Source organism: Cognataquiflexum rubidum, assembly GCF_022538115.1.
GTDB classification, from domain to species: domain Bacteria; phylum Bacteroidota; class Bacteroidia; order Cytophagales; family Cyclobacteriaceae; genus Cognataquiflexum; species Cognataquiflexum rubidum.
Window position 1 is genome coordinate 38,914 of sequence record NZ_JAKZAL010000026.1, and the last position, 20,185, is coordinate 59,098.

Genomic DNA, 20,185 nt, shown 5'->3' on the forward strand with positions numbered 1-20,185 from the left:
TTATTTTTGAATATGAATAAAATTAGTTTAAAGATTGTTACAGTATTGCTTTTGACAGGATTGATTCATCCTGCCATGGCACAGTTGAAGTTATTAAAAGACGGTGTCTCAGGTGGAAGACCGGTTACGGCCAATCCCTACGCAGAAATCAAAGGGTCTGCCTATCTTCTCGATTTTGAACAAGGGAGTATCTTGTATTCAGAAAAAGATACGGCAAGAAACATGATCATAGCTTTCAACACTTATGACAATACCTTGGAACACAGATCAGATGGACAGTTAGTGGCTTACATTCCCTCAAAGATTTCAGGATTTATCCTTAATCCTGATTTTAATCCGAGAGTTTTTAGATCAGGCTATGCTATCCCCAAGGTAGGGGCAAATGTCTTTGTTGAAATCCTGGTTGACGGGGAGTATTCGTTGATTAGCCATCACTATAAGACTTTGGGGGATGACCTGACTGCTGCCTATGGTTCTCAAAAGTCCAAAATTTTCCAGAGTGTGGAAGAATTGTATGTAGTGAATGATGGCGATGCCAAATTGATGAAAACCAAACCGAAATCTATCCAGGAAACTTTTGGGGAAGATACCGCCAAAGTCAACAAGCTGATCAAGGATTATTCACTTGACCTCAAAGAAAAATCGGATGTGATCAGGTTGATCAATCTTCTTAATAATTGAAAATTCTCAAAACCCTTTCAAACCGAAAGGGTTTCTTTTTTGAAACTCTTACCAATTTGTCTATCCTTGTTCTTTTTGCTTATTTTTGCACCTCATTAGAATTCGAGGATGGTACACGTTTGTAGAAAAGAGCATTTCAACGCCGCCCATAAGCTTTGGAATCCCAATTGGTCAGAGGAGAAAAACACTGCAGTATTTGGACCCTGCGCCAATGTCAACTGGCACGGGCATAATTTTGAGCTGATCGTCACAGTAAAAGGTCTTCCCGATCCAGAGACAGGATTTGTGGTGGATTTAAAGCAATTGAGCACATTGATCAGAACCTTGGTCATTGACAAAGTCGACCACAAAAACCTCAATGTGGACGTGGATTTTATGCTTGGCAAAATGGCAAGTTGCGAAAACCTCGTCATGGAATTCTGGAAAATCCTCGAGCCTGCCGTCAACAAAATCGTCCCACAGGGTAAATTGTACAAACTCACGCTCTACGAAACCCCAAGAAATTTTGTGGAGTACTTTGGGGAGTAGTAATTTGGTTGGGAAAAAGCTGAGTTTTATTTATGGTAAGAAGTAAAAGGTAAGAGGTGGGGTCAACCATGAATTTGAGATTTTTTTTTGATTTGGATTCCTTTTATCTTTTGTTAAATTAATAAGTTAATTTAACAGACTTGCTCATGACCTTTGTAAGCAACTATAAGAATCTGGAGGTTTATATTTTGTCAAGATCTTTGGCTTCAAATATTTTCTTATTGACAAAAAAATTCCCGAAGGAGGAAATGTTTTCACTTACTGATCAAATTCGAAGATCTTCCAGGTCTGTAGGTGCTCAGATAGCCGAATCATGGGCCAAAAGGAGATATGAAAAACATTTTATCAGTAAGTTGACCGATGCTGATGCGGAAATTTTGGAAACCCAGCATTGGATTGAAATCGCCTTTGACCTTCAACTTATATCAGAAGAGGAATTGGCAAAAGTATTGAATGATTGTGCTTCAATAAATAGAATGCTAAATTCAATGATCAATAAATCATCGCAATTCTGCAAATAACTTACCTCTTACCTCTTACCTCTCACCTTTTACCTTCTACCTCTCACCTTTAACCTCTCCACCTCTTACCATAACAATGAAGTACTACATCATATCAGGTGAAAGATCAGGAGACTTACACGCCTCCAACCTTATCCGGGCCATCAAAGCCTTGGATCCTAAAGCTACCTTTCGTGGCATGGGTGGAGATTATTCCAAAAATGAAGGACTTTCTCTCTGTGCCCATTATGATGAAGTGGCAGTGATGGGTTTTGTAGAAGTGCTTTTTGGGTTCAGAAAAGTATTGAAATACCTCTCTCTAGTCAAAAATGATATCCTAGACGCCAAACCTGATATCCTCATTTTGGTGGATTATGGGGGGTTCAATATGAAAATGGCAGCTTTTGGGAAAAAGCATACCATCCCTGTCCACTATTATATCCCACCAAAAGTTTGGGCTTGGAACCAAAAAAGAGCTTTTAAAATTAAGGAGTTCACCGATCAGGTATATTCGATTCTTCCTTTTGAACCAGCGTTTTTTGAGCGGTATGGAGTAAATATTGAATATGTTGGAAATCCCTTGCTCGACGAAATCGCCAAATTTGAACCGCATCCTTTTTTTCATCAAAAGAACAGTTTAAGCTACAGTCCCATCATCGCTTTGCTGCCTGGAAGCCGAAAGCAGGAACTCACCAACATGATGCATGTCATGCTGCAGGTGGTCAAGAAGTTTCCGAATGCACAGTTTGTCATTGCAGGAGTAGACAATCTTAGCACAACCTTATATGAAACTGCCATCAAAGCCGGTATTAAAGTCATTTACAATCAGACTTATGACCTGCTGCACCATGCCAATGCAGCCATTGTCACCTCGGGCACAGCCACTTTGGAAACAGCCCTTTTCCGCGTTCCCCAAGTAGTCGTCTACAAAACCTCAGGTATCAGCTATGCCATCGCCAAAAGATTGATTCGGGTACCGTTTATTTCTCTTGTCAACTTGATCGCCGATCGGAAAGTCGTTGCAGAATTGATCCAAGATGATTATGACGTCGAGAACCTCAGTCAGGAACTGAATCTGATCCTGTCTAATATTTTACACAAAGCTGAAATTTTGGATGGCTATACCGAAATCAAAGAAAAGCTGGGGACCGGTTCAGCTTCAGAAACTGCTGCTAAGATGATTTGTAGCAGCCTATGGATTAGCCATTGAGGTTATTTGATTTACCAGATAGATACATAGCCCACATAGATTTTTAGAGGGAATTGATAAAGGATTTTAAGCGCAAATTTAATTTTTGATATCAAGGCATGTTTGGCTAAGAACAATGTGTTCTATATGAGCTATGTGGTTAATTTTTTCTTTGGAATTTTGGAATGGTCAATGGACAAAAGGATTTGAGGTTAATTTACCACATAGACACATAGCCCACATAGTTTTTTAGAGGAATTAATCAAGGATCCATATCTTCAATTTAATTTTTGATATCAAAAAAAGTTTGGCCAAGAACTATGTGTTCTATATGGGCTATGTGGGTAATTTTTCTTCCGGACTTTAGGAATGGTCAATGGACAAAAGGATTTGAGGTTAATTTACCACATAGACACATAGTCCACATAGTTTTTTAGAGGAATTAATCAAGGATCCATATCTTCAATTTAATTTTTGATATCAAAAAAAGTTTGGCTAAGAACTTTGTGTTCTATATGAGCTATGTGGTTAATCTTTTCCCTGAAGAATGTTGATATGAGGATTGAAAATGTCAATTGAATTATGAAATCATTATATGGTTTGATTAGTGCCCATGTTGTCTATATGACCTATATGGTAATTATTTTTTCTCCCACTATGTTTTTTGTTTTGAATTTTAGAAATTAAGAAATTATTCAAAATTGACTCTTTGATTTAACCTCTGTCCAAATGGAAATGTCCAAAAAACAACTCGATAAGTTAAGCTATAATGTAATTGGGGCCGCTATTGAGGTCCATAGGATTTTGGGCCCCGGTTTGCTAGAAAAAGTGTATCAAAAATGTCTGGCTAGAGAGTTATCTCTCAGAGGAATTAAATACAGAGAACAAGTCAAAATGCCTTTTGACTACAAAGGAGAGTTTGTGGACTTAGACCTTACCTTTGATTTCTACATTGAGGAGTCATTGGTTCTTGAAATAAAAGCTGTTCAAGAAGTCATCCCCCTGTTTCATGCCCAAACATTGGCCTATATGAAACTGCTAAAAGCTCCTAAAGGCATCATCATAAATTTTAACGTGACCAATATATTCCATCATGGTCAAAAGACTTTTGTAAATGAATATTTTGAAAGCCTGATGGATTGATTAAAAAGTTTTATTTGCCGGAAACTCAAGAAGTCGTATAGTATTCATATGTTGATCTATTCCTTGGGACAAAACCCCATTGAGGATAGTATTCTTTTTCTTCAAGCATTTGATCTAATTCATTATAGAAATATTGGAAGGCATCCTTCTTTCCTGAAGGCCCATCCCACGTTTCCTTGGCTTCTAATAAACCATTTTCATTGTACCTATAAAAATATTCCATTATTGGGGTAGCGCCCTCAATGCAATTTCCCCAAACCAGCCTAGCAGTACGATTTTGATCATCAGCATAAAACAAATGGCATTCCCCTCCTGTCAAATCGCCCGCTAATATTATTGTAATCAAAAACCCTGATTCATCGTATAGGTAAGTACGTTTTGCTATACTACCTGTATTTTTTTCAGTGATAATCCTACCCATTTCGTCATACTCTTTTAAAGTCTTTGACGATAGAATATGTTTTCCTTCTTCTTTTGAATACACATTGACAGCCACCTGATTTCCACGTTGGTCATAATCATACAGAAAAACTGAGGAAGAATCATTGTTAGGTTTAATCCCAACTGATAGTTTAAGCTTTCCTGAAGCATCATAATAATAATCAATCCTTCCCAAGGGAATATGGAATTCCTGAAAGTCATATTTGCTTTTCAATTTTCCTTCTGGAGTGAAAAGTGTCTCAGATAATGCCAACTTCACCTCATCAAAAATAGGTTCTTGTTCGGTTCGACCCAATTCACAGCTTGACACCAAAAAAACCAATGGGACGAAAATATGATATATCCTTTTCATAATGACATCATTTAACGTACTAATCTACTAAGAAGATTTTAATAAAAAACAGTAGCTTATCTTCTGGACATAAAAAAACCGCAGAAGTCCTTTTGGTTTCTTCTGCGGTTTTAAAACTGATCACTGAAAACTGATCACTCCATTAGGCTACCTGTAGTTTCTTAAACTTAGACTTGTCAAACTGCTCCTGCGCATATTTGGCATCAATAACCAATTCTTTGATCGAATCATCCGAAGGCAATTCATACATCGCATCGGTGATGATCGCTTCGCAGATTGACCGCAAGCCCCTAGCTCCAAGGTTGTATTCCACGGCTTTCTCTACGATATAGTCGATACCGCTTTCTTCAAAAACCAATTTGACACCTTCCATTTCTATCAGCTTTTTGTACTGTTTGGTCAAGGCGTTTTTTGGTTCGGTCAAGATGCTCTTCAGCGTGTCTCTATCCAAAGGGTCCAAGTGGGTTACCACAGGAAGTCTTCCTATCAACTCAGGGATGAGACCAAAAGATTTCAAATCCTGTGCGGTGACATATTGGAGCAGGTTGGTCCTGTCCACTTGTCTGTCTTCCACATATTTATTGAATCCCATGGGTTGGGTATTCAGCCTTTTGGCAATGTGTCTTCCAATCCCGTCAAATGCCCCACCGCAGATAAATAGGATGTTCTCTGTATTGACGGCGATCATTTTCTGGTCAGGATGCTTTCTGCCACCTTGTGGGGGTACATTTACCACTGTTCCTTCCAACAACTTCAACAAAGCCTGCTGCACGCCTTCACCGCTTACATCACGGGTAATGGAAGGGTTGTCTGATTTTCTGGCGATTTTATCGATTTCGTCAATGTAAACGATGCCTTTTTCAGCAGCTTCTACATTGTAATCAGCGGCTTGAAGTAACCTTGTCAGGATACTTTCCACATCCTCACCCACATACCCTGCTTCGGTCAGCACAGTGGCATCAGCAATACAAAATGGCACTTCCAACACCTTGGCCAATGTTTTGGCTAGATAGGTTTTACCTGTTCCTGTATCACCGACCATGATGATGTTGGATTTTTCGATCCTGATATCGTCATTTTCCTCACCCTTTTGAAGCAACCTTTTGAAGTGGTTGTACACGGCTACGGTCAGTACTTTTTTGGCTTCATATTGACCGATCACATATTGGTTTAGAAATTCAGTAAGCTCCTTTGGTTTTTTGAGCTTGACCTTGACATTCTTGCCGGGTTTTTTGTTTTTATCTTCCTCGCCAAGAATCTGGTAGGCCTGGTCAATACAGAAATTGCAGATATGCGCCGAGATCCCGGAGACCATCAGGTCCACGTCTTTCTTGTTTCTTCCGCAAAATGAACAGGTAATTTGTGCCATTATTTAGTTTTTTTAATCAATACTTCATCAATTAAGCCATATTCCTTGGCTTCCGGTGCTTTCATCCAATAATCTCTGTCAGAATCCTTTTCAATTTCTTCAAAAGATTTTCCTGAATGGTCAGCAAGGATCTGATACAATTCTTGCTTCATGGAAAGGATCAACTTCAAAGAAATCTCCATGTCCTTAGATTGTCCCTGCATGCCTCCCGAAGGCTGATGAATCATCACCCTGGAATGTTGCAAAGCCGATCTCTTGTCTTTGGCACCACCGGCTAGCAATACCGCTCCCATTGAAGCTGCAATACCGGTACAGATAGTGGCCACGTCAGGATTGATATACTGCATAGTATCATAGATGCCGAGTCCTGCAGTCACAGAGCCTCCGGGGCTGTTGACATATAGCAGCACATCTTTTTTTGGATCCGTAGATTCCAAAAACAACAACTGTGCAGTGATTATATTGGCAATGAAATCATCTACCTGAGTTCCCAAAAAGATGATTCTGTCCATGATCAACCTTGAAAATACATCAATTTCGCGGAAATTGGTAGGTCTTTCCTCGATTACTGACCTGGTCATGTTTTCCACAAATGTGTTGTATTGGTCAAAAGCGTTACCGCTGATGCCCCTGCTGTGGACAGCGTATTTTCTGAATTCGTCTCTGTTTATCATAATTTCTGTTTTAGTCTTGTACAAAAATAAAAAAAGCCCTTAAAGAAGGACTTTTTGATAACGATTTTATCCAAAAATTAGTTTTCTAACAGTTCTTTGAATTTGTCGATTTTGATGACTTCTTCTTTCAGATTTCCTTTTTCTCTTACAAAATCAAGGACTTTTTCATTCTGTACAGAAGTCAGCATCTGCATATAATTTTGGCCTTCGTTGCCCTTGAGATAATTATCCACAAACATATCCATGCTTGCTTCCATCTGTGAACCAAGTCCTGAAGAAGCGAATTGCTCGCGGATCATTTCTTTGGTTTTTTCAATGACATCTGCATGTTCTGCCTGAATATCATTGTCCTTCGCAATTTTGTTGGAAATCAATGTCCATGTCAGTTGCTTGGCGTAGATTGGATATTCCTGCTCTACTTGTTCTGTCGTCACTTTTCCTTCGTTGGCCCTTAGCAACCATTCTTTCAGGAAATCTTCCGGCAAATCGATATTGGCTTTGGCAACGAGTTTTTCTTTGATTTTTTCTTCACCAAAAACCCTCAGCTCTTTGTTGTAATTTTCTGAAAGAATTTCTTTCACTTTGGTTCTCATCGCTTCCTCTGAGTCTACCTGACCTTCGCCAAACAGTTTGTCAAAAAACTCCTGATTCAAGTCTGCCAATTCAGTCCTGTTGATGTTTTGAACAGTAAATGTAAAATTACCTTTAAGGTCAGCAGCTTCTTCCTCAGTGACACCTGCGGTGGCAGCAAGGTTTTCCTTGATGGCTTTGGAAGGATCAAAGGTCACTACATCTCCTTTTTTCAATCCGATGAATTGCTTTAAAGAACCTGCTTCTATGGCAGAAAGTGGCATGGAGAAGGTTTTTTCAAATGAACTATCCTCAGATTTCAGGTCGCCATATAGAAAATCATTTTCTTGGCTGACCTCAGGATTGGTCATTTTTCCGTATTGGCTTCGAAGGTTTTGGATGGCGTCATCTACTTCCTTTTCTTCCATTTCCATCTTATAGTTGACAGCATCAATGCCATCGATATTGACAGAGATATCTTCTACAAAACCTATTTTGTATTTGAACTCAAATTCTTTTTGGCTATCCCAATTGATATTTGCGGCATCTTCAACCATTGGAAGGGGATCTCCCAATATTTTAAAAGTCTGGGCTTTCAGATAATCATTCAGGGAAGAAGTAAGGATCGAATTGATTTCATCCACGAGTACCGAGGTTCCATACATCTTTTTTACCATGGTGATGGGAGCTTTGCCAGGTCTAAAACCTCTTATTGTGGCTTTTTTGGCATAGTCCTTAATTTTCGCATCCACCTTTGGTTGATAATCTGCTTCATTTAGTTTAATTTTAACTGAAGCCTGATTTGCTGCGTGCTTGTCTAATGAGATTTCCAATTTGCTGTATTTTGGTGTGATTTGAATTTAAAAACCCCCAATCCCATTTCTTATTTCGATTGCCTGTATTAGGCTCGAAGCCGGAAAGTTGATTGAGGGTTAAGAAGCGTGCGGATAGAGGGACTCGAACCCCCATGCCTCGCGGCGCTAGATCCTAAGTCTAGTGCGTCTACCAATTTCGCCACATCCGCGATTTGTGGTTGCAAAGGTAATAAGTAAAATTAAACTTGCAAAAATTGGAATAAAATTCATCCCAAAATTTGTTAAATACCCTACAGGACGGGTTGTTTTGATAAAAGAATTGCTTTAGCTTCGATAATATGATAGAAATAGACCCGGTAGAGGAAAGAAAGGAGATCTTAAAAAGATACAAAAAGGTTTTGAAAATGGCCAAACCGGTCCTCAAACCCGGTGACGCCAAAATCATCAAAAGGGCTTTTACCATTTCCAATGAAGCCCATAAAGAAATGCGGCGGAAGTCCGGAGAACCTTATATCTATCATCCTCTTGAGGTCGCATTGATATGTGTGGAGGAAATTGGCCTGGGAACTACCAGTATTGTGGCAGCCTTGCTGCACGATGTGGTGGAGGACACCGATTGGGAACTGGAAGACATAGAAAGGGAATTCGGTGCCAAAGTCGCCCAGATCATAGACGGCTTGACCAAAATCTCAGGAGTATTTGAATACGGATCATCACAGCAGGCAGAAAACTTCCGGAAAATGCTCCTCACGCTTTCCGACGATGTACGGGTGATCCTGATCAAATTGGCGGACAGGCTCAACAACATGCGTACCCTTGACAGCATGCCAAGGCACAAGCAGTTGAAGATCGCTTCCGAAACGATGTACCTCTATGCTCCGCTCGCCCACCGATTGGGGCTCTATGCCATCAAATCGGAGTTGGAGGATCTTTACCTCAAATTTACAGATTCGGAGACCTACCTTTTCATTGTCAACAAAATCAATGAAACCAGGCTCTCCAGAAATAAATTCATCAAAAGTTTTATTGGTCCCATGGAAGAGGAACTGCTTTCCCAGGGCTTCAAATTTACCATCAAAGGAAGACCAAAATCTATTTTTTCGATCTACAACAAAATGAAATTGCAGAATATACCTTTTGAAGAGGTATATGATCTTTTTGCTGTGAGGATCATCATTGACAGCGAGCTCGAAAATGAAAAAGCAGATTGTTGGCAGGTGTATTCCGTAGTGACAGACTTCTATAGGCCCAATCCCGACCGACTCAGGGATTGGATCAGCACCCCGAGGGCAAACGGCTATGAATCCCTCCATACTACGGTCATGAGTCAGACCGGCCAATGGGTGGAAGTTCAGATCAGGACGTCCAGGATGGATGACATCGCCGAGCGGGGATATGCCGCTCATTGGAAATACAAGGAAAAGGATACTATCCAAAACAAGGGAACAGGATTAGACGAATGGATTACCCAAGTACGGACATTGTTGGAGTCAAATGACGGCTCGGCCATTGAGTTTATGGACGACTTCCGCGGCAACCTTTTCCATGACGAGGTTTTTGTCTTTACCCCAAAAGGTGAATTGAAGGTCCTTCCCAATGGTGCAACAGCCTTGGATTTTGCCTTTGAGATACACTCAGAAGTCGGAGCCAAATGCATCGGAGCCAAGGTCAACCAAAAATTGGTTTCAATCAACCACAAGCTCAAAAACGGCGATCAGGTAGAAATCCTGACCTCCAACAAACAAAAACCAACTGAAGACTGGCTCAATTCCGTGGTGACCTCACGGGCCAAAGCCAAAATCAAAGACGCGCTCCGGGAAGAAAAGAAATCTACCATCCTGGATGGGAAAGAGATCGTCCAAAGGAAACTCCGTCAAATGAAAATGGAATTCACTTCCGAAGTCGTCGAGCAATTGAGGGCATATTTTGAGACCAAAACGCCAAACGAGTTTTTTTATAAAGTAGGGAAAGGAGTCATCGATGCCACATCGATCAAAAGCTTCAAAGAATTTAAAGAGCAGAAAAAACAAAAAGGCAAAGCTTCCTTTGAAAAAGTAAAGGACGAATCCTCCTTTACTAAGGAAATCAAAAACCTCAAAGGCCCTGACCATGACCAACTGCTCATCGGTGAAGACATGGATTTGGTGGATTATATCCTTGCCAAATGCTGTAATCCTATCCCCGGAGATGATGTTTTCGGCTTTGTGACCATCAATGAAGGCATCAAAATCCACAGAACTTCCTGTCCGAATGCCTTAGAATTGCTGTCCAACCACGGAAACAGGGTAATCAAAGCCCGTTGGACAAGCCAACAGCAGATCGCGTTTTTGGCGGGCTTGAGAATCGTAGGTACCGACAGGGTGGGGCTGATCAATGATGTCACCAGGGTAATCTCCAATGAACTCAAAGTCAACATGCGGTCCATCACCGTAGATTCTGACAGCGGAATATTTGAAGGATCGATCAAACTCTACGTCCACAGCACCCAACACCTCGAAAAATTAATGTCAAACCTTTCAAAAGTCGAAGGAATCCTCAAAGTGACAAGGTTTGATTGAACACTGGGCCGTCAGAATTTGAATTTTGTTGGAGTACTATTGATTTAGACGCCTTGGAATACCAGGTTTTCATTTGCCTCAAAATCCTATGATTCGTTAATGACTTTTTCGGACTCAGGTATTCAGCCTTTTATTTTTTGGAAAAGAATGTTTTAAAAATTGCCATTCCAAAAATATAGACTATCCCTACATAGGAACACAGTTGAATCCAATAGTTTTTCTCGGGGAAAATGACAACGGTCCCAATGATTCCTATGGCAATAAAAAAGAGTGCTGTAAATGTCAGCAGTCTATATTCTTTTGTTTGACTTGGGTAGGGGTATTTCCATGGCAAAATTGGGAGGACGCAAAGGATTAAAAGCAAAACCAAGTTTGCCGTAGGCGAAAAATCAAACACAAAATAGAGGTAAAACGCTACAAAATTCCACAAAATAGGAAATCCTTCAAAATAAAGATCTTCGGTAACATAGGTCGTTTTGCCATAATAAAAACACGAAACAAACAGGATTGCCGATGCGCCAAACAGATTAAATTCTGCAGGCAAAAGACCTGCTTCATGGATAAAATATGCCGGAATAATGGCATAGTTTGCAAAATCAATCACATGGTCAATTGAGTCGCCTTTAAAATTGGGCAATACCTCCGAAACTTTGGCAGCACGGGCAAGTGTACCGTCTATTGCATCTACCAAAAACGCAACCGTAAGCCATACGAAAACCTGAGCAAAATCTTGTTTTTGAATTGCTAACATTGCCAAGAAACCAAAAATCATCCCCGATGCTGTAAAGGCATGAACTGACCATGCTAAGACGTATTGAAAAAAGCTGAATTTTTTCACATCAATTTTATCATAAGGATGGTCATTATTTAGCAACTTGGCTTCAGGAGCAAATTTATCCTTTTTATTTAAAATGATGAGGTTTGAAATTTGAGGTTTAAAATTGAAGTGATGCCCAAATGCCAAATTCATTTAATTTGCAACACCTCAAATACATGCTGTAAAAAGTTAATTGGTTAAAATAGTCAACGATTTATACGATTCTCTTCTTTCTCAAAAGGGGAAATATTGCAAAGAAAAGCTTGTGAGCTGTTTCTTTTGGAAGTCAATGTAAAGAAGTCAAAGTGAAAAAGAATAAGTTGAACTTTGTAAGTTATTATATTGGCTTTCCTTAATTCATCAATAATATTTATTCCCCAATTTAGTGTTAAATCCGGAGCATAAAATAAATAGCGGAAGCAGTCATAGTCAGTTTCCAGACCAAGCTCAACAATATTATAGAAGCCTATTAAAACCATGAAAAAAATCTACCCTACACTTTTCTTGCTAGGCGTTTTAATCTTATTTGGATTGTATTTGTATTGGTTTACCGAAGCTGAGGTTTTTTGGTATGGTTATGCATCCATGATGATTTTTTATGCTTTGATTTTCTACTACGGCACCATTGTCGCCCAAAAAAAGGAATCAAAAGCCGATATGATGTTGGCGGGGCGAGGTTTGCCACTGGGGATTGCAATTTTTACAATGAGTGCCACCTGGGTTGGGGGTGGCTACATCAATGGCTCAGCGGAATACGCCTACGGAGACGGCTTGGTATGGGTGCAGGCACCTTGGGGATATGCTTTGAGTTTGATGTTGGGAGGGTTGATTTTTGCGCGGAAAATGCGACGTCATCGTTTCAAAACCATGCTTGACCCATTGGCCCAGCGCTTCGGCAAACAAATGGGAGCTGTGCTTTTTTTGCCTGCCTTGGCCGGTGAAATATTTTGGACAGCAGCCATTTTGGTGGCACTCGGCACCACATTTTCTACCGTTTTAGGTATTGATACCCAAACCTCTATTATTATATCAGCAGTCGTTACCATTGCCTACACAGCTATTGGGGGACTTTTGGCGGTGGCTTTGACGGATATTATTCAAATGTCAATTTTATTGATTGGCTTGGCGATAGTTGTTCCCTTTGCACTTTCTGAGGTTGGGGGATGGGATGTGGCTTGGGCTAATTACAAAACCATGAAAGGTGGAGCAGCGACCTTCATCCCGAGTAAAGAAGTACTGGGGAGTTATTATTGGTATTGGTGGGATTATGCCCTATTACTCATCTTTGGCGGAATTCCTTGGCAGGTTTATTTTCAACGGGTATTGGCATCCAAAGACGAACAAACAGCCGTTCGCCTGTCCATTTTGGCAGGTGTAGTCTGTCTGATAGCCGCAGTTCCGGCTGTGATGATCGGTATTATCGGAAGCAACGTAACCGATTGGATGGATTTTGGGGCAGCGGCCAATTTAGAAAACAATTCCATGATTTTGCCCTATGTCATTCGCTACCTTACACCTACTGTGGTGGCTACGATTGGGCTCGGAGCAATTGCGGCTGCGGTCATGTCCTCGATTGATTCCTCCATTTTATCAGCATCTTCACTGGCAAGTTGGAACGTGTATCGGCCCTTGGTTAAACCCGATATTTCGACTGAAAATCTAAATAAAGTCATCAAAACTTCGATTGGGATTATTGGCATAGCTGCTACTTTGGTTGCACTAAATGTGACAAGTGTTTATTCCCTTTGGGTACTGTGCAGCGATTTTGTGTATTGCCTGCTCTTTCCGCAGTTGGTGACTGCTCTATTTGACAAAAAAGCCAATAAAATCGGGTCAATGGCAGGTTTTGCGATTGGCGTGATTTTGAGATTTGGAGGGGGCGAGGCCTCACTGGGTTTGCCTATTTTAATTGACTATCCGATGATTGAGGATGGCGCGGTCTTGTTTCCGTTTCGTACATTGGCAATGGTCAGCAGTTTGTTAACCATAATCTTCGTGTCCAGGCTGACTCAAAAATGGGATACAGCCAAAATATTGGTGATAGGAGAAGATTAGGATTGGAAAAGGAAGGCAAACGAAATTAGAGGTATGGTCTTTTCTGTTCGCTGATGATTTTTGAACCCTGATTATCCATTTACATTGTTCAAGTAAATTTTCCATCCGATCCAAAGTCAAAAAAAGTGGTCTTTTTTAAGAATGACCCTGCTATTGGACAGTAATTATTCCAGTCCATTTTATCTCAGTGATAAAATATTAACCGACAATCAGTCAAAACTCTTTCAAGCAACAAAACTTTTCCAATTAGAAGGAATTTTCAAAGAGACAAGGTTTGATTAAAAGGATTTCTATCTTGCTTATTCGAATCTTTTCTAAATAAGATAAGTTATATTTGCAAAAACCTAAAATTCATGGCCTTAAATCAGACCCTTTTCGAAGAGGTAAAGAAAATATTTACAGCCTACCTGGAAAATAAAAAGCTTAGAAAGACACCCGAGCGTTATGCCATTTTGGAAGAAATCTACGGGCGTGGCGGACACTTCGATGTAGAATCACTCTACATCAGCATGAAAAACAAAAACTACCGGGTAAGCCGAGCTACTGTGTACAATACCTTGGACTTATTGGAAGAATGCGATCTGGTGACCAAGCATCAGTTTGGCAAAAATATCGCCCAATTCGAAAAATCCTATGGTTACAAGCAGCACGACCACTTGATCTGCATCGAATGCAACAAAGTGCTTGAGTTTTGCGATCCTAGGATACAAAACATCCAAAATACAGTCAGCGAGATTTTAAATTTCAAAGTCCTTCATCATTCTCTGATCCTGTACGGAACATGCTTAAAAGAAAACTGCGAAAATAGAGCCATAATATGAAATTAAATTACAGGATTGAAAAAGAGGATAAAGCCCACTTTCTGTTTGTGACAGGTGATTTGATCGGAGACGAGGTCGGACCAAAACTGGTAGAAATGGTGTCCGATGCAGTGAATGACAAGATCAGGTTTTTTGTGGTGGACCTCTCTGAAGTGAGGTACATCAGTTCGAGTGGCATTGGGCTTTTGATCACCATGCTTACCAAAATGAGAAATTCAGGTGGGGAAGTCTACCTGACAGCGCCCTCAGAACATGTTCAAAAGCTGCTCATTATCACCAAATTGAACAATATTTTCACCGTTTACCCCTCCATCTCCGAGGCAAAAAACGCTATTGCATAATTGGCAACGTGGGGATATCTATATAAAATAAAGAGAGTTATTTGTTATTTTTTGTGGATATGACAAACTTCACGGCCGAATTGATTTTAAAATTTTATACACATAGATTAAAATGAAAATGGATGTTCTTTTAGGCCTGCAATGGGGAGACGAGGGAAAAGGTAAAGTAGTAGATGTATTGGCTCCTCAATATGACGTGGTAGCCAGGTTTCAGGGAGGTCCAAACGCAGGTCATACGTTGGAATTTGACGGGATCAAGCATGTCTTGCATCAGATCCCTTCCGGTATTTTTAGGGAAAATATCCTCAATATCATTGGCAACGGAGTTGTTTTGGATCCGTTAGTTTTGAGAAAGGAAATTGAGGGCCTTCAAAAATTCAATATTGCTTTTAAGAAAAACCTCTTTATATCCAAAAAGGCAACCATCATCATCCCTACACACAAGCTGTTGGATGCCGCTTATGAAAAATCCAAAGGAGACAAGAAAATTGGGTCTACGCTCAAAGGAATCGGACCAACCTATCAGGATAAAATCGGAAGAGTAGCCCTACGGGTAGGAGATATTTTGGCGGCGGATTTTGAAGAGAAATACAGCGCATTGGTAGAAAAGCACAAGACAATTCTCAATTTCTACGATTTTGATATCAGCCAATTGGCAGAATTGGAAAAAACCTTTTTTGATGCAGTGGCATTTTTCAGGACACTCAACCTCGTTGACAGCGAATATGAAGTCAATGATTACCTAGCCTCCGGCAAAAAAGTATTGGCAGAAGGTGCACAGGGCTCTTTGTTGGACATAGACTTTGGAAGTTATCCTTTTGTCACCTCAAGCAGTACCATGGTCGCGGGCGCCTGTACAGGTCTAGGTGTTTCCCCATCCAAAATCGGCGATGTCTTTGGGATATTCAAAGCCTACTGTACCAGAGTAGGCAGCGGACCTTTCCCTACCGAACTCCATGATGCCACAGGAGAGGCCATGCGCAAAGAAGGAAACGAATTTGGGTCTACTACCGGACGCCCAAGACGATGCGGTTGGATTGATTTGCCGGCATTGAAGTATTCCATTATGATCAATGGAGTGACGCAGCTTTTCATGATGAAGGCCGATGTACTCAATATTTTTGAGGAAATAAAAATCTGTACCCATTACGAACTCCCTGATGGGACTCGGGTAGACAGATTGACTTATGAACTTAATAACGACGAAGTCAAGCCGGTTTACCTGACAGTGCCCGGATGGTTTACATCCTTGGCAGAAGTGAATGAATATGATAAATTTCCCAAAGAGCTGAGAAATTATGTCGACCTCCTCGAAAAAGAGCTTGGTGTTCCGATCAAAATGGTATCGGTCGGACCGGATCGAAAGCAGACGATCCTTAGATAATCTCCTAATTGAAGGCTTCCCCAAAGGAAGCCTTTTTATTTTTTAAGAGTTTCTGTACTTTACAGGTTCTTAAATGATTGTCAATTTAGATTTCTCAGGTAATTGAAAAATCCTTTCCCATTAAAACCGCAAGCATTATTTTTTTTAGGTTTCCTATTGTGTGTGCTTTCGTTAGTTAATGAAAGCGTGGCGCAGGTTGGTTTCCCGTATTGTGAGCAATTTACAGACAATTCTACCCAATCTGCCACGGTTTTTGGAGGCAGCGCAAGAATCGTGGATGGTGCTCTCAGGCTTACAGATGCTATCAATGAGCAAAATGGGTATATCTATATCGACATCCCTTTCTCTTCAACCTATGGCATCAAAGCTGAATTTGAGTATTTCAGTTATGGAGGCAATGGCGCAGATGGTATAGTGGCATTTCTTTTTGATGCCGAAACGCCCATATTCAACACCGGTGGCTTTGGCGGATCTCTTGGTTATGCGCAGCGCGGTAACCAAGTTGGTTTATCAAGAGCATATCTGGGAATCGGATTTGATGAGTTTGGCAACTTTGGGACCACTCAAGAAGGAAAGAATGGTGGATTTGCGGGTATTGGAGAATCCTTGGTTCCCAATTCCATTGTCATCAGAGGTCCCGGAAACGGGCTTTCAGGTTATGGCTTCGTTGTAGGGAGAAAAACAATGTTGCCGGGAAATGATGGTCTCAGACCTTCTGACCAATTTCCCATAAGTTCAGGTGGACCAGGGACAAACAGGGTTACCGACCCAAACCTTCCAGGGTATCGAAAAGTATTTTTGGATTTGCAGCCGGATCCATTCGGGGACGGGTACTTTTTGACGGTGAAAATGCTCGTTTCTACCGAGGCAAACAATCCGCGGATGGTCACCATTTTTGATAGACCGTACGACTTTCCTGCACCCCCAAATCTTAAAATAGGATTCACAGCTTCCACAGGGGGGCTAAACAATATTCACGAAATAAGGAATCTCATTGTAGAGGTTTCAAACGAGGATGGCTTAGCCAATCCCGAGGGAATCAATATTGATGACAAAGCCTCCTGCGAAGGGCAAGAAAACACCTATGAAATAACTGCCGCCGAGGCTACCCTCCCAAATGAGAATTCAAGTATCAGGTGTTTGCAGTTTTATGGCTCCCTTGAGGACATTCAGGCCGAAGAGGGGGACATCTGTTCTCAGGCAAGGTGTAGACCGGAAAACCGGGTTTTGGTTTTGCCGCAGGGAACCTTCCGTGCTTCAGATACAGGAGGAGAATTTACTTTTTTCCCAAATACCGGATTCACAGACCAGACAGTTCAGGTGTATTATACCATCACGGATAATTATGGCAAAACATCCTCAGGGAATTATATCAAGCTTTTGATCAAAGAATCCCCCGAACCTGTCAGCGTTGTGGCTGAAGGGGTGGAGGAAAATACAAATGAAGTTAGGCTTTGTGCAGGGGCTCCGGTTATTTTAAAGGCTGTCGGAGAGGAAGTTTATGTTAGGTTCGAATGGTACAGGGATGATATTTTGATCCCCAACTCTGACCTTCCCCAAATCTCCGCCATCCTTCCCGGCACCTATAAAGTTATCGCCTATAACTCTAAAAGTTGCCCCACGGAATCCGAGGGTTTTACCTTGATCAATCCTGCCTTTCCGTCATTGGTGATTACCAATCCGGTCGTTGGATGCGATCCGGGCATGACCCTTGACATCCGGCAATTCATTTCAGGCCATGATGATTCGCTGTATGATTACCAATTGGAGACACCATCGGGAGAATTTTTGCTCAATGAGCAAATGGCCCAAATAGCCCTTTCGGGAGATTATTTGATAAGGGTAAAGCACAAAGATTTGACTTGTTGGTCCGAACCCGCGCCTTTTGAGGTGATCATTGTGGAAGAGGTATTGAAGGCAAATTTTGACTTCGAAGTGGATGGCACAGGAGTGAAAGGGGATGAAGAGGGTGGGATCTTCCCGGATGATCCTATCAAATTTACAGACCTGTCGTCTGAAGAGGTGGTCAGTTGGTCATGGGACTTTGGTGATGGGAATAGTTCAGCAGAAGAGAATCCTATCCATGTCTATGGAGTTAAAGGGGTTTATCAGGTTGTTTTGACCATCACCGACAGCCTAGGTTGTGTTGCTGAGATTACAAAAGAGCTTTCTATCACCAAAAGTTTTAGGGTAATGTTCCCTACAGGATTTACCCCGACTTTGGCTGAAAATCGTTTTTTCAGGCCCAAAGTCAGAGGAATCGCGAAGATGGAAATCCTGGTTTTCAACCTTTGGGGCAATATGCTTTTTAGAACAGATGATTTGCAAACAGAAGGTTGGGATGGTAAAGTCAATGGGGAATTGATGCCCGGGGGCAATTATGTATACAGGGTCAAAATGGTTTCTATTGATGGAGAATCGGTTGAGCAAAGTGGTAGATTTTTATTGATAAGGTAATGGGTAAATATATTGTCATCCTTTTCATGGCCTTGACTGTTGGATTTGCCCAAGCGCAGGATACTCAGTTTTCACAGTTTTATGCTGCTCCCTTATTTCTCAATCCTGCCTTTGCCGGAAGTTCCGAAATTACAAGGGTGGGATTCAATTTCAGAAATCAATGGCCGGCTTTGGACCAGTCTTTTGTAGCCTTTTCTGCTTACGCTGACCATTTTATTGAAAGCAAAAACAGTGGGATAGGGATTATTGTGAACGGCAGCAGAGAGAGCCTTGCCAATCTTCAGAACACAGAAGTTGGATTACTGTATTCCTACAGATTGAAGCTCGGGCAATCGAGTTTTTTGCACATGGGGATTCAGGGAAGTTATGCCTCCCGGTCGGCGAGTTTTGATGAAGTAGTCTTAAGTACGCAATTAGACATCAGCAAAGGCGTCGTGTTGCCCGGTGCCGGAGGTGCAATTCCCGATGATAGACAAAGAAATTTTGCAGATTTGCACACAGGGCTTTTTTACTATAATGACAGGTTTTGGTTGGGTGTGTCGGGTCATCACCTTACCCAGCCAAATATTTCCTACTTGGATTTGGATAAAGACATATTGCCGATCAGGTATTCTGCCCATGGTGGGGTCAAGTTTGATTTGGTGCCTGGTGCCATCAATGATTATTTCAACAATTCCCGGCAGGAGCGGACATTATCCCTGGCTTTCAATTATAAGAGGCAAGGGCTTTATGACCAATTGGATTTTGGTATGGAGCTGTTTTTTGATCCCATCATATTAGGTGTTTGGTACAGGGGGTTCCCTACCAGAATTGGATTGCCAAACAATGAGGCCCTGATTGGTTTGATAGGTTTTTCTCTTCAAAGCGGGATTGATCTGGGTTACAGCTATGATTTCACACTATCCCAATTGGGTTGGCGCAATTCGGGGGGAGCACATGAGGTTTCTTTACGCTATTCTTTTGTGAATCAGCTTTGGGATAAAAGCCAAAGAAAGAGGTTACCGACGTTCAAATATTAAAAATGAATTACTGTCAGACATTTTTTCTCCCTGATTCTCAGTAGGGTCTGTACGATCCCATCTTTTTTTTCATGATGACTTTTGTATTTGAAAAAAAGATTAGCACTTTTGCAATCCCAAACGCGGGCAGCCTGATTCAATTCAATCAAAAGCTTTCTGAAAGAACCCGCACCAATTCCCTCAGAAGATAAAAAATTTTATAAATCAGTTATTGAAAGAATAAAATTTTGACTTATCTTTGCATCCCGCAAGGTAGAAAATCAAAAACAACATTGGATTACTTTAAGACAACGGTCTTACGATACTGCTGAAAGAGGCGGTAAAAGTTCATTGAAATACTGGAGAAACGACATTAAAAAGTCTGACGGTGTCAAAACCGGAGGACAAGATTGACAGGGCTAGGAAACGAGCCGCAGCGATGCGGCAAAAAAAACTATACAATGGAGAGTTTGATCCTGGCTCAGGATGAAC

At 41.1% G+C, this 20,185-nt stretch carries 17 protein-coding genes and 1 tRNA gene; 12 read left to right on the forward strand and 6 right to left on the reverse strand.

Going from position 1 to position 20,185, the window contains the following annotated elements; genetic code table 11:
• The first annotated feature begins 12 nt into the window (after positions 1-12).
• From MMU05_RS20430 to MMU05_RS20450, 5 genes are all read left to right on the forward strand, one after another.
• Positions 13-681, forward strand: coding sequence for a hypothetical protein (locus MMU05_RS20430; RefSeq protein ID WP_241143516.1), 669 nt, complete (start codon positions 13-15; stop codon positions 679-681).
• Positions 682-789: 108 nt separating this feature from the next.
• Positions 790-1,209 (forward strand): 6-pyruvoyl trahydropterin synthase family protein, encoded by a 420-nt coding sequence (locus tag MMU05_RS20435; protein WP_241143517.1) that lies wholly within the window; start codon positions 790-792, stop codon positions 1,207-1,209.
• A 146-nt stretch (positions 1,210-1,355) separates the two neighbouring features.
• Complete coding sequence (locus tag MMU05_RS20440; protein WP_262917714.1) at positions 1,356-1,730, forward strand: four helix bundle protein; 375 nt, start codon at positions 1,356-1,358, stop codon at positions 1,728-1,730.
• 76 nt (positions 1,731-1,806) lie between these two features.
• Entirely contained in the window at positions 1,807-2,919 is a 1,113-nt protein-coding gene (gene lpxB / locus MMU05_RS20445; protein ID WP_241143519.1) for a lipid-A-disaccharide synthase, read from the forward strand.
• 708 nt (positions 2,920-3,627) lie between these two features.
• Positions 3,628-4,041: a GxxExxY protein gene (locus tag MMU05_RS20450; protein WP_241143520.1), complete on the forward strand. Its 414-nt coding sequence runs from the start codon at positions 3,628-3,630 to the stop codon at positions 4,039-4,041.
• 25 nt (positions 4,042-4,066) lie between these two features.
• On the opposite strand, the gene MMU05_RS20455 is transcribed toward MMU05_RS20450, so the two are convergent.
• The 5 genes from MMU05_RS20455 to MMU05_RS20475 all read right to left on the reverse strand — a co-directional run bounded on the left by MMU05_RS20455 (position 4,067) and on the right by MMU05_RS20475 (position 8,471).
• On the reverse strand, positions 4,067-4,834 hold the full coding sequence (locus tag MMU05_RS20455) for a hypothetical protein (RefSeq protein WP_241143521.1): 768 nt from the start codon (positions 4,832-4,834) through the stop codon (positions 4,067-4,069).
• Between the two features lie 142 nt (positions 4,835-4,976).
• Positions 4,977-6,203, reverse strand: coding sequence for an ATP-dependent Clp protease ATP-binding subunit ClpX (gene clpX / locus MMU05_RS20460; RefSeq protein WP_241143522.1), 1,227 nt, complete (start codon positions 6,201-6,203; stop codon positions 4,977-4,979).
• Positions 6,203-6,877 carry a ClpP family protease gene (locus MMU05_RS20465; protein ID WP_262917715.1) on the reverse strand — a complete coding sequence of 225 codons (675 nt, stop codon included), beginning with the start codon at positions 6,875-6,877 and terminating at the stop codon, positions 6,203-6,205. The genes clpX and MMU05_RS20465 overlap by 1 nt, the downstream gene beginning before the upstream one ends.
• 77 nt (positions 6,878-6,954) lie before the next feature.
• Positions 6,955-8,280, reverse strand: coding sequence for a trigger factor (gene tig, locus MMU05_RS20470; protein WP_241143523.1), 1,326 nt, complete (start codon positions 8,278-8,280; stop codon positions 6,955-6,957).
• A 109-nt stretch (positions 8,281-8,389) separates the two neighbouring features.
• Positions 8,390-8,471: transfer RNA gene (locus MMU05_RS20475), tRNA-Leu, on the reverse strand.
• Between the two features lie 129 nt (positions 8,472-8,600).
• On the opposite strand from MMU05_RS20475, the gene MMU05_RS20480 reads away from it, so the two are divergent.
• The gene (locus MMU05_RS20480; RefSeq protein WP_241143524.1) at positions 8,601-10,820 is read left to right on the forward strand and encodes a RelA/SpoT family protein; all 2,220 of its coding nucleotides are present in this window, start codon (positions 8,601-8,603) and stop codon (positions 10,818-10,820) included.
• A 130-nt stretch (positions 10,821-10,950) separates the two neighbouring features.
• Here the strand turns inward: MMU05_RS20480 and MMU05_RS20485 are convergent, their stop codons facing one another.
• Positions 10,951-11,790, reverse strand: a complete 840-nt coding sequence (locus MMU05_RS20485) for a CDP-alcohol phosphatidyltransferase family protein (RefSeq protein ID WP_241143525.1) — start codon at positions 11,788-11,790, stop codon at positions 10,951-10,953.
• Positions 11,791-12,114: 324 nt separating this feature from the next.
• On the opposite strand from MMU05_RS20485, the gene MMU05_RS20490 reads away from it, so the two are divergent.
• The 6 genes from MMU05_RS20490 (at position 12,115) to MMU05_RS20515 (ending at position 19,714) form a co-directional block, all read left to right on the forward strand.
• Complete coding sequence (locus MMU05_RS20490) at positions 12,115-13,692, forward strand: high affinity choline transporter 1 (protein ID WP_241143526.1); 1,578 nt, start codon at positions 12,115-12,117, stop codon at positions 13,690-13,692.
• A gap of 353 nt (positions 13,693-14,045) precedes the next feature.
• A complete protein-coding gene (locus MMU05_RS20495; RefSeq protein WP_113926313.1) occupies positions 14,046-14,513 on the forward strand; it encodes a Fur family transcriptional regulator in 468 nt (155 codons plus the stop codon).
• A complete protein-coding gene (locus MMU05_RS20500) occupies positions 14,510-14,854 on the forward strand; it encodes an STAS domain-containing protein (protein ID WP_241143527.1) in 345 nt (114 codons plus the stop codon). Before MMU05_RS20495 ends, MMU05_RS20500 begins: the two co-directional genes overlap by 4 nt.
• Before the next feature lie 112 nt (positions 14,855-14,966).
• Complete coding sequence (locus tag MMU05_RS20505) at positions 14,967-16,238, forward strand: adenylosuccinate synthase (RefSeq protein WP_241143528.1); 1,272 nt, start codon at positions 14,967-14,969, stop codon at positions 16,236-16,238.
• A gap of 162 nt (positions 16,239-16,400) precedes the next feature.
• Positions 16,401-18,695, forward strand: a complete 2,295-nt coding sequence (locus tag MMU05_RS20510) for a PKD domain-containing protein (protein WP_241143529.1) — start codon at positions 16,401-16,403, stop codon at positions 18,693-18,695.
• Positions 18,695-19,714 carry a PorP/SprF family type IX secretion system membrane protein gene (locus MMU05_RS20515; protein WP_241143530.1) on the forward strand — a complete coding sequence of 340 codons (1,020 nt, stop codon included), beginning with the start codon at positions 18,695-18,697 and terminating at the stop codon, positions 19,712-19,714. Before MMU05_RS20510 ends, MMU05_RS20515 begins: the two co-directional genes overlap by 1 nt.
• Positions 19,715-20,185: the final 471 nt, after the last annotated feature.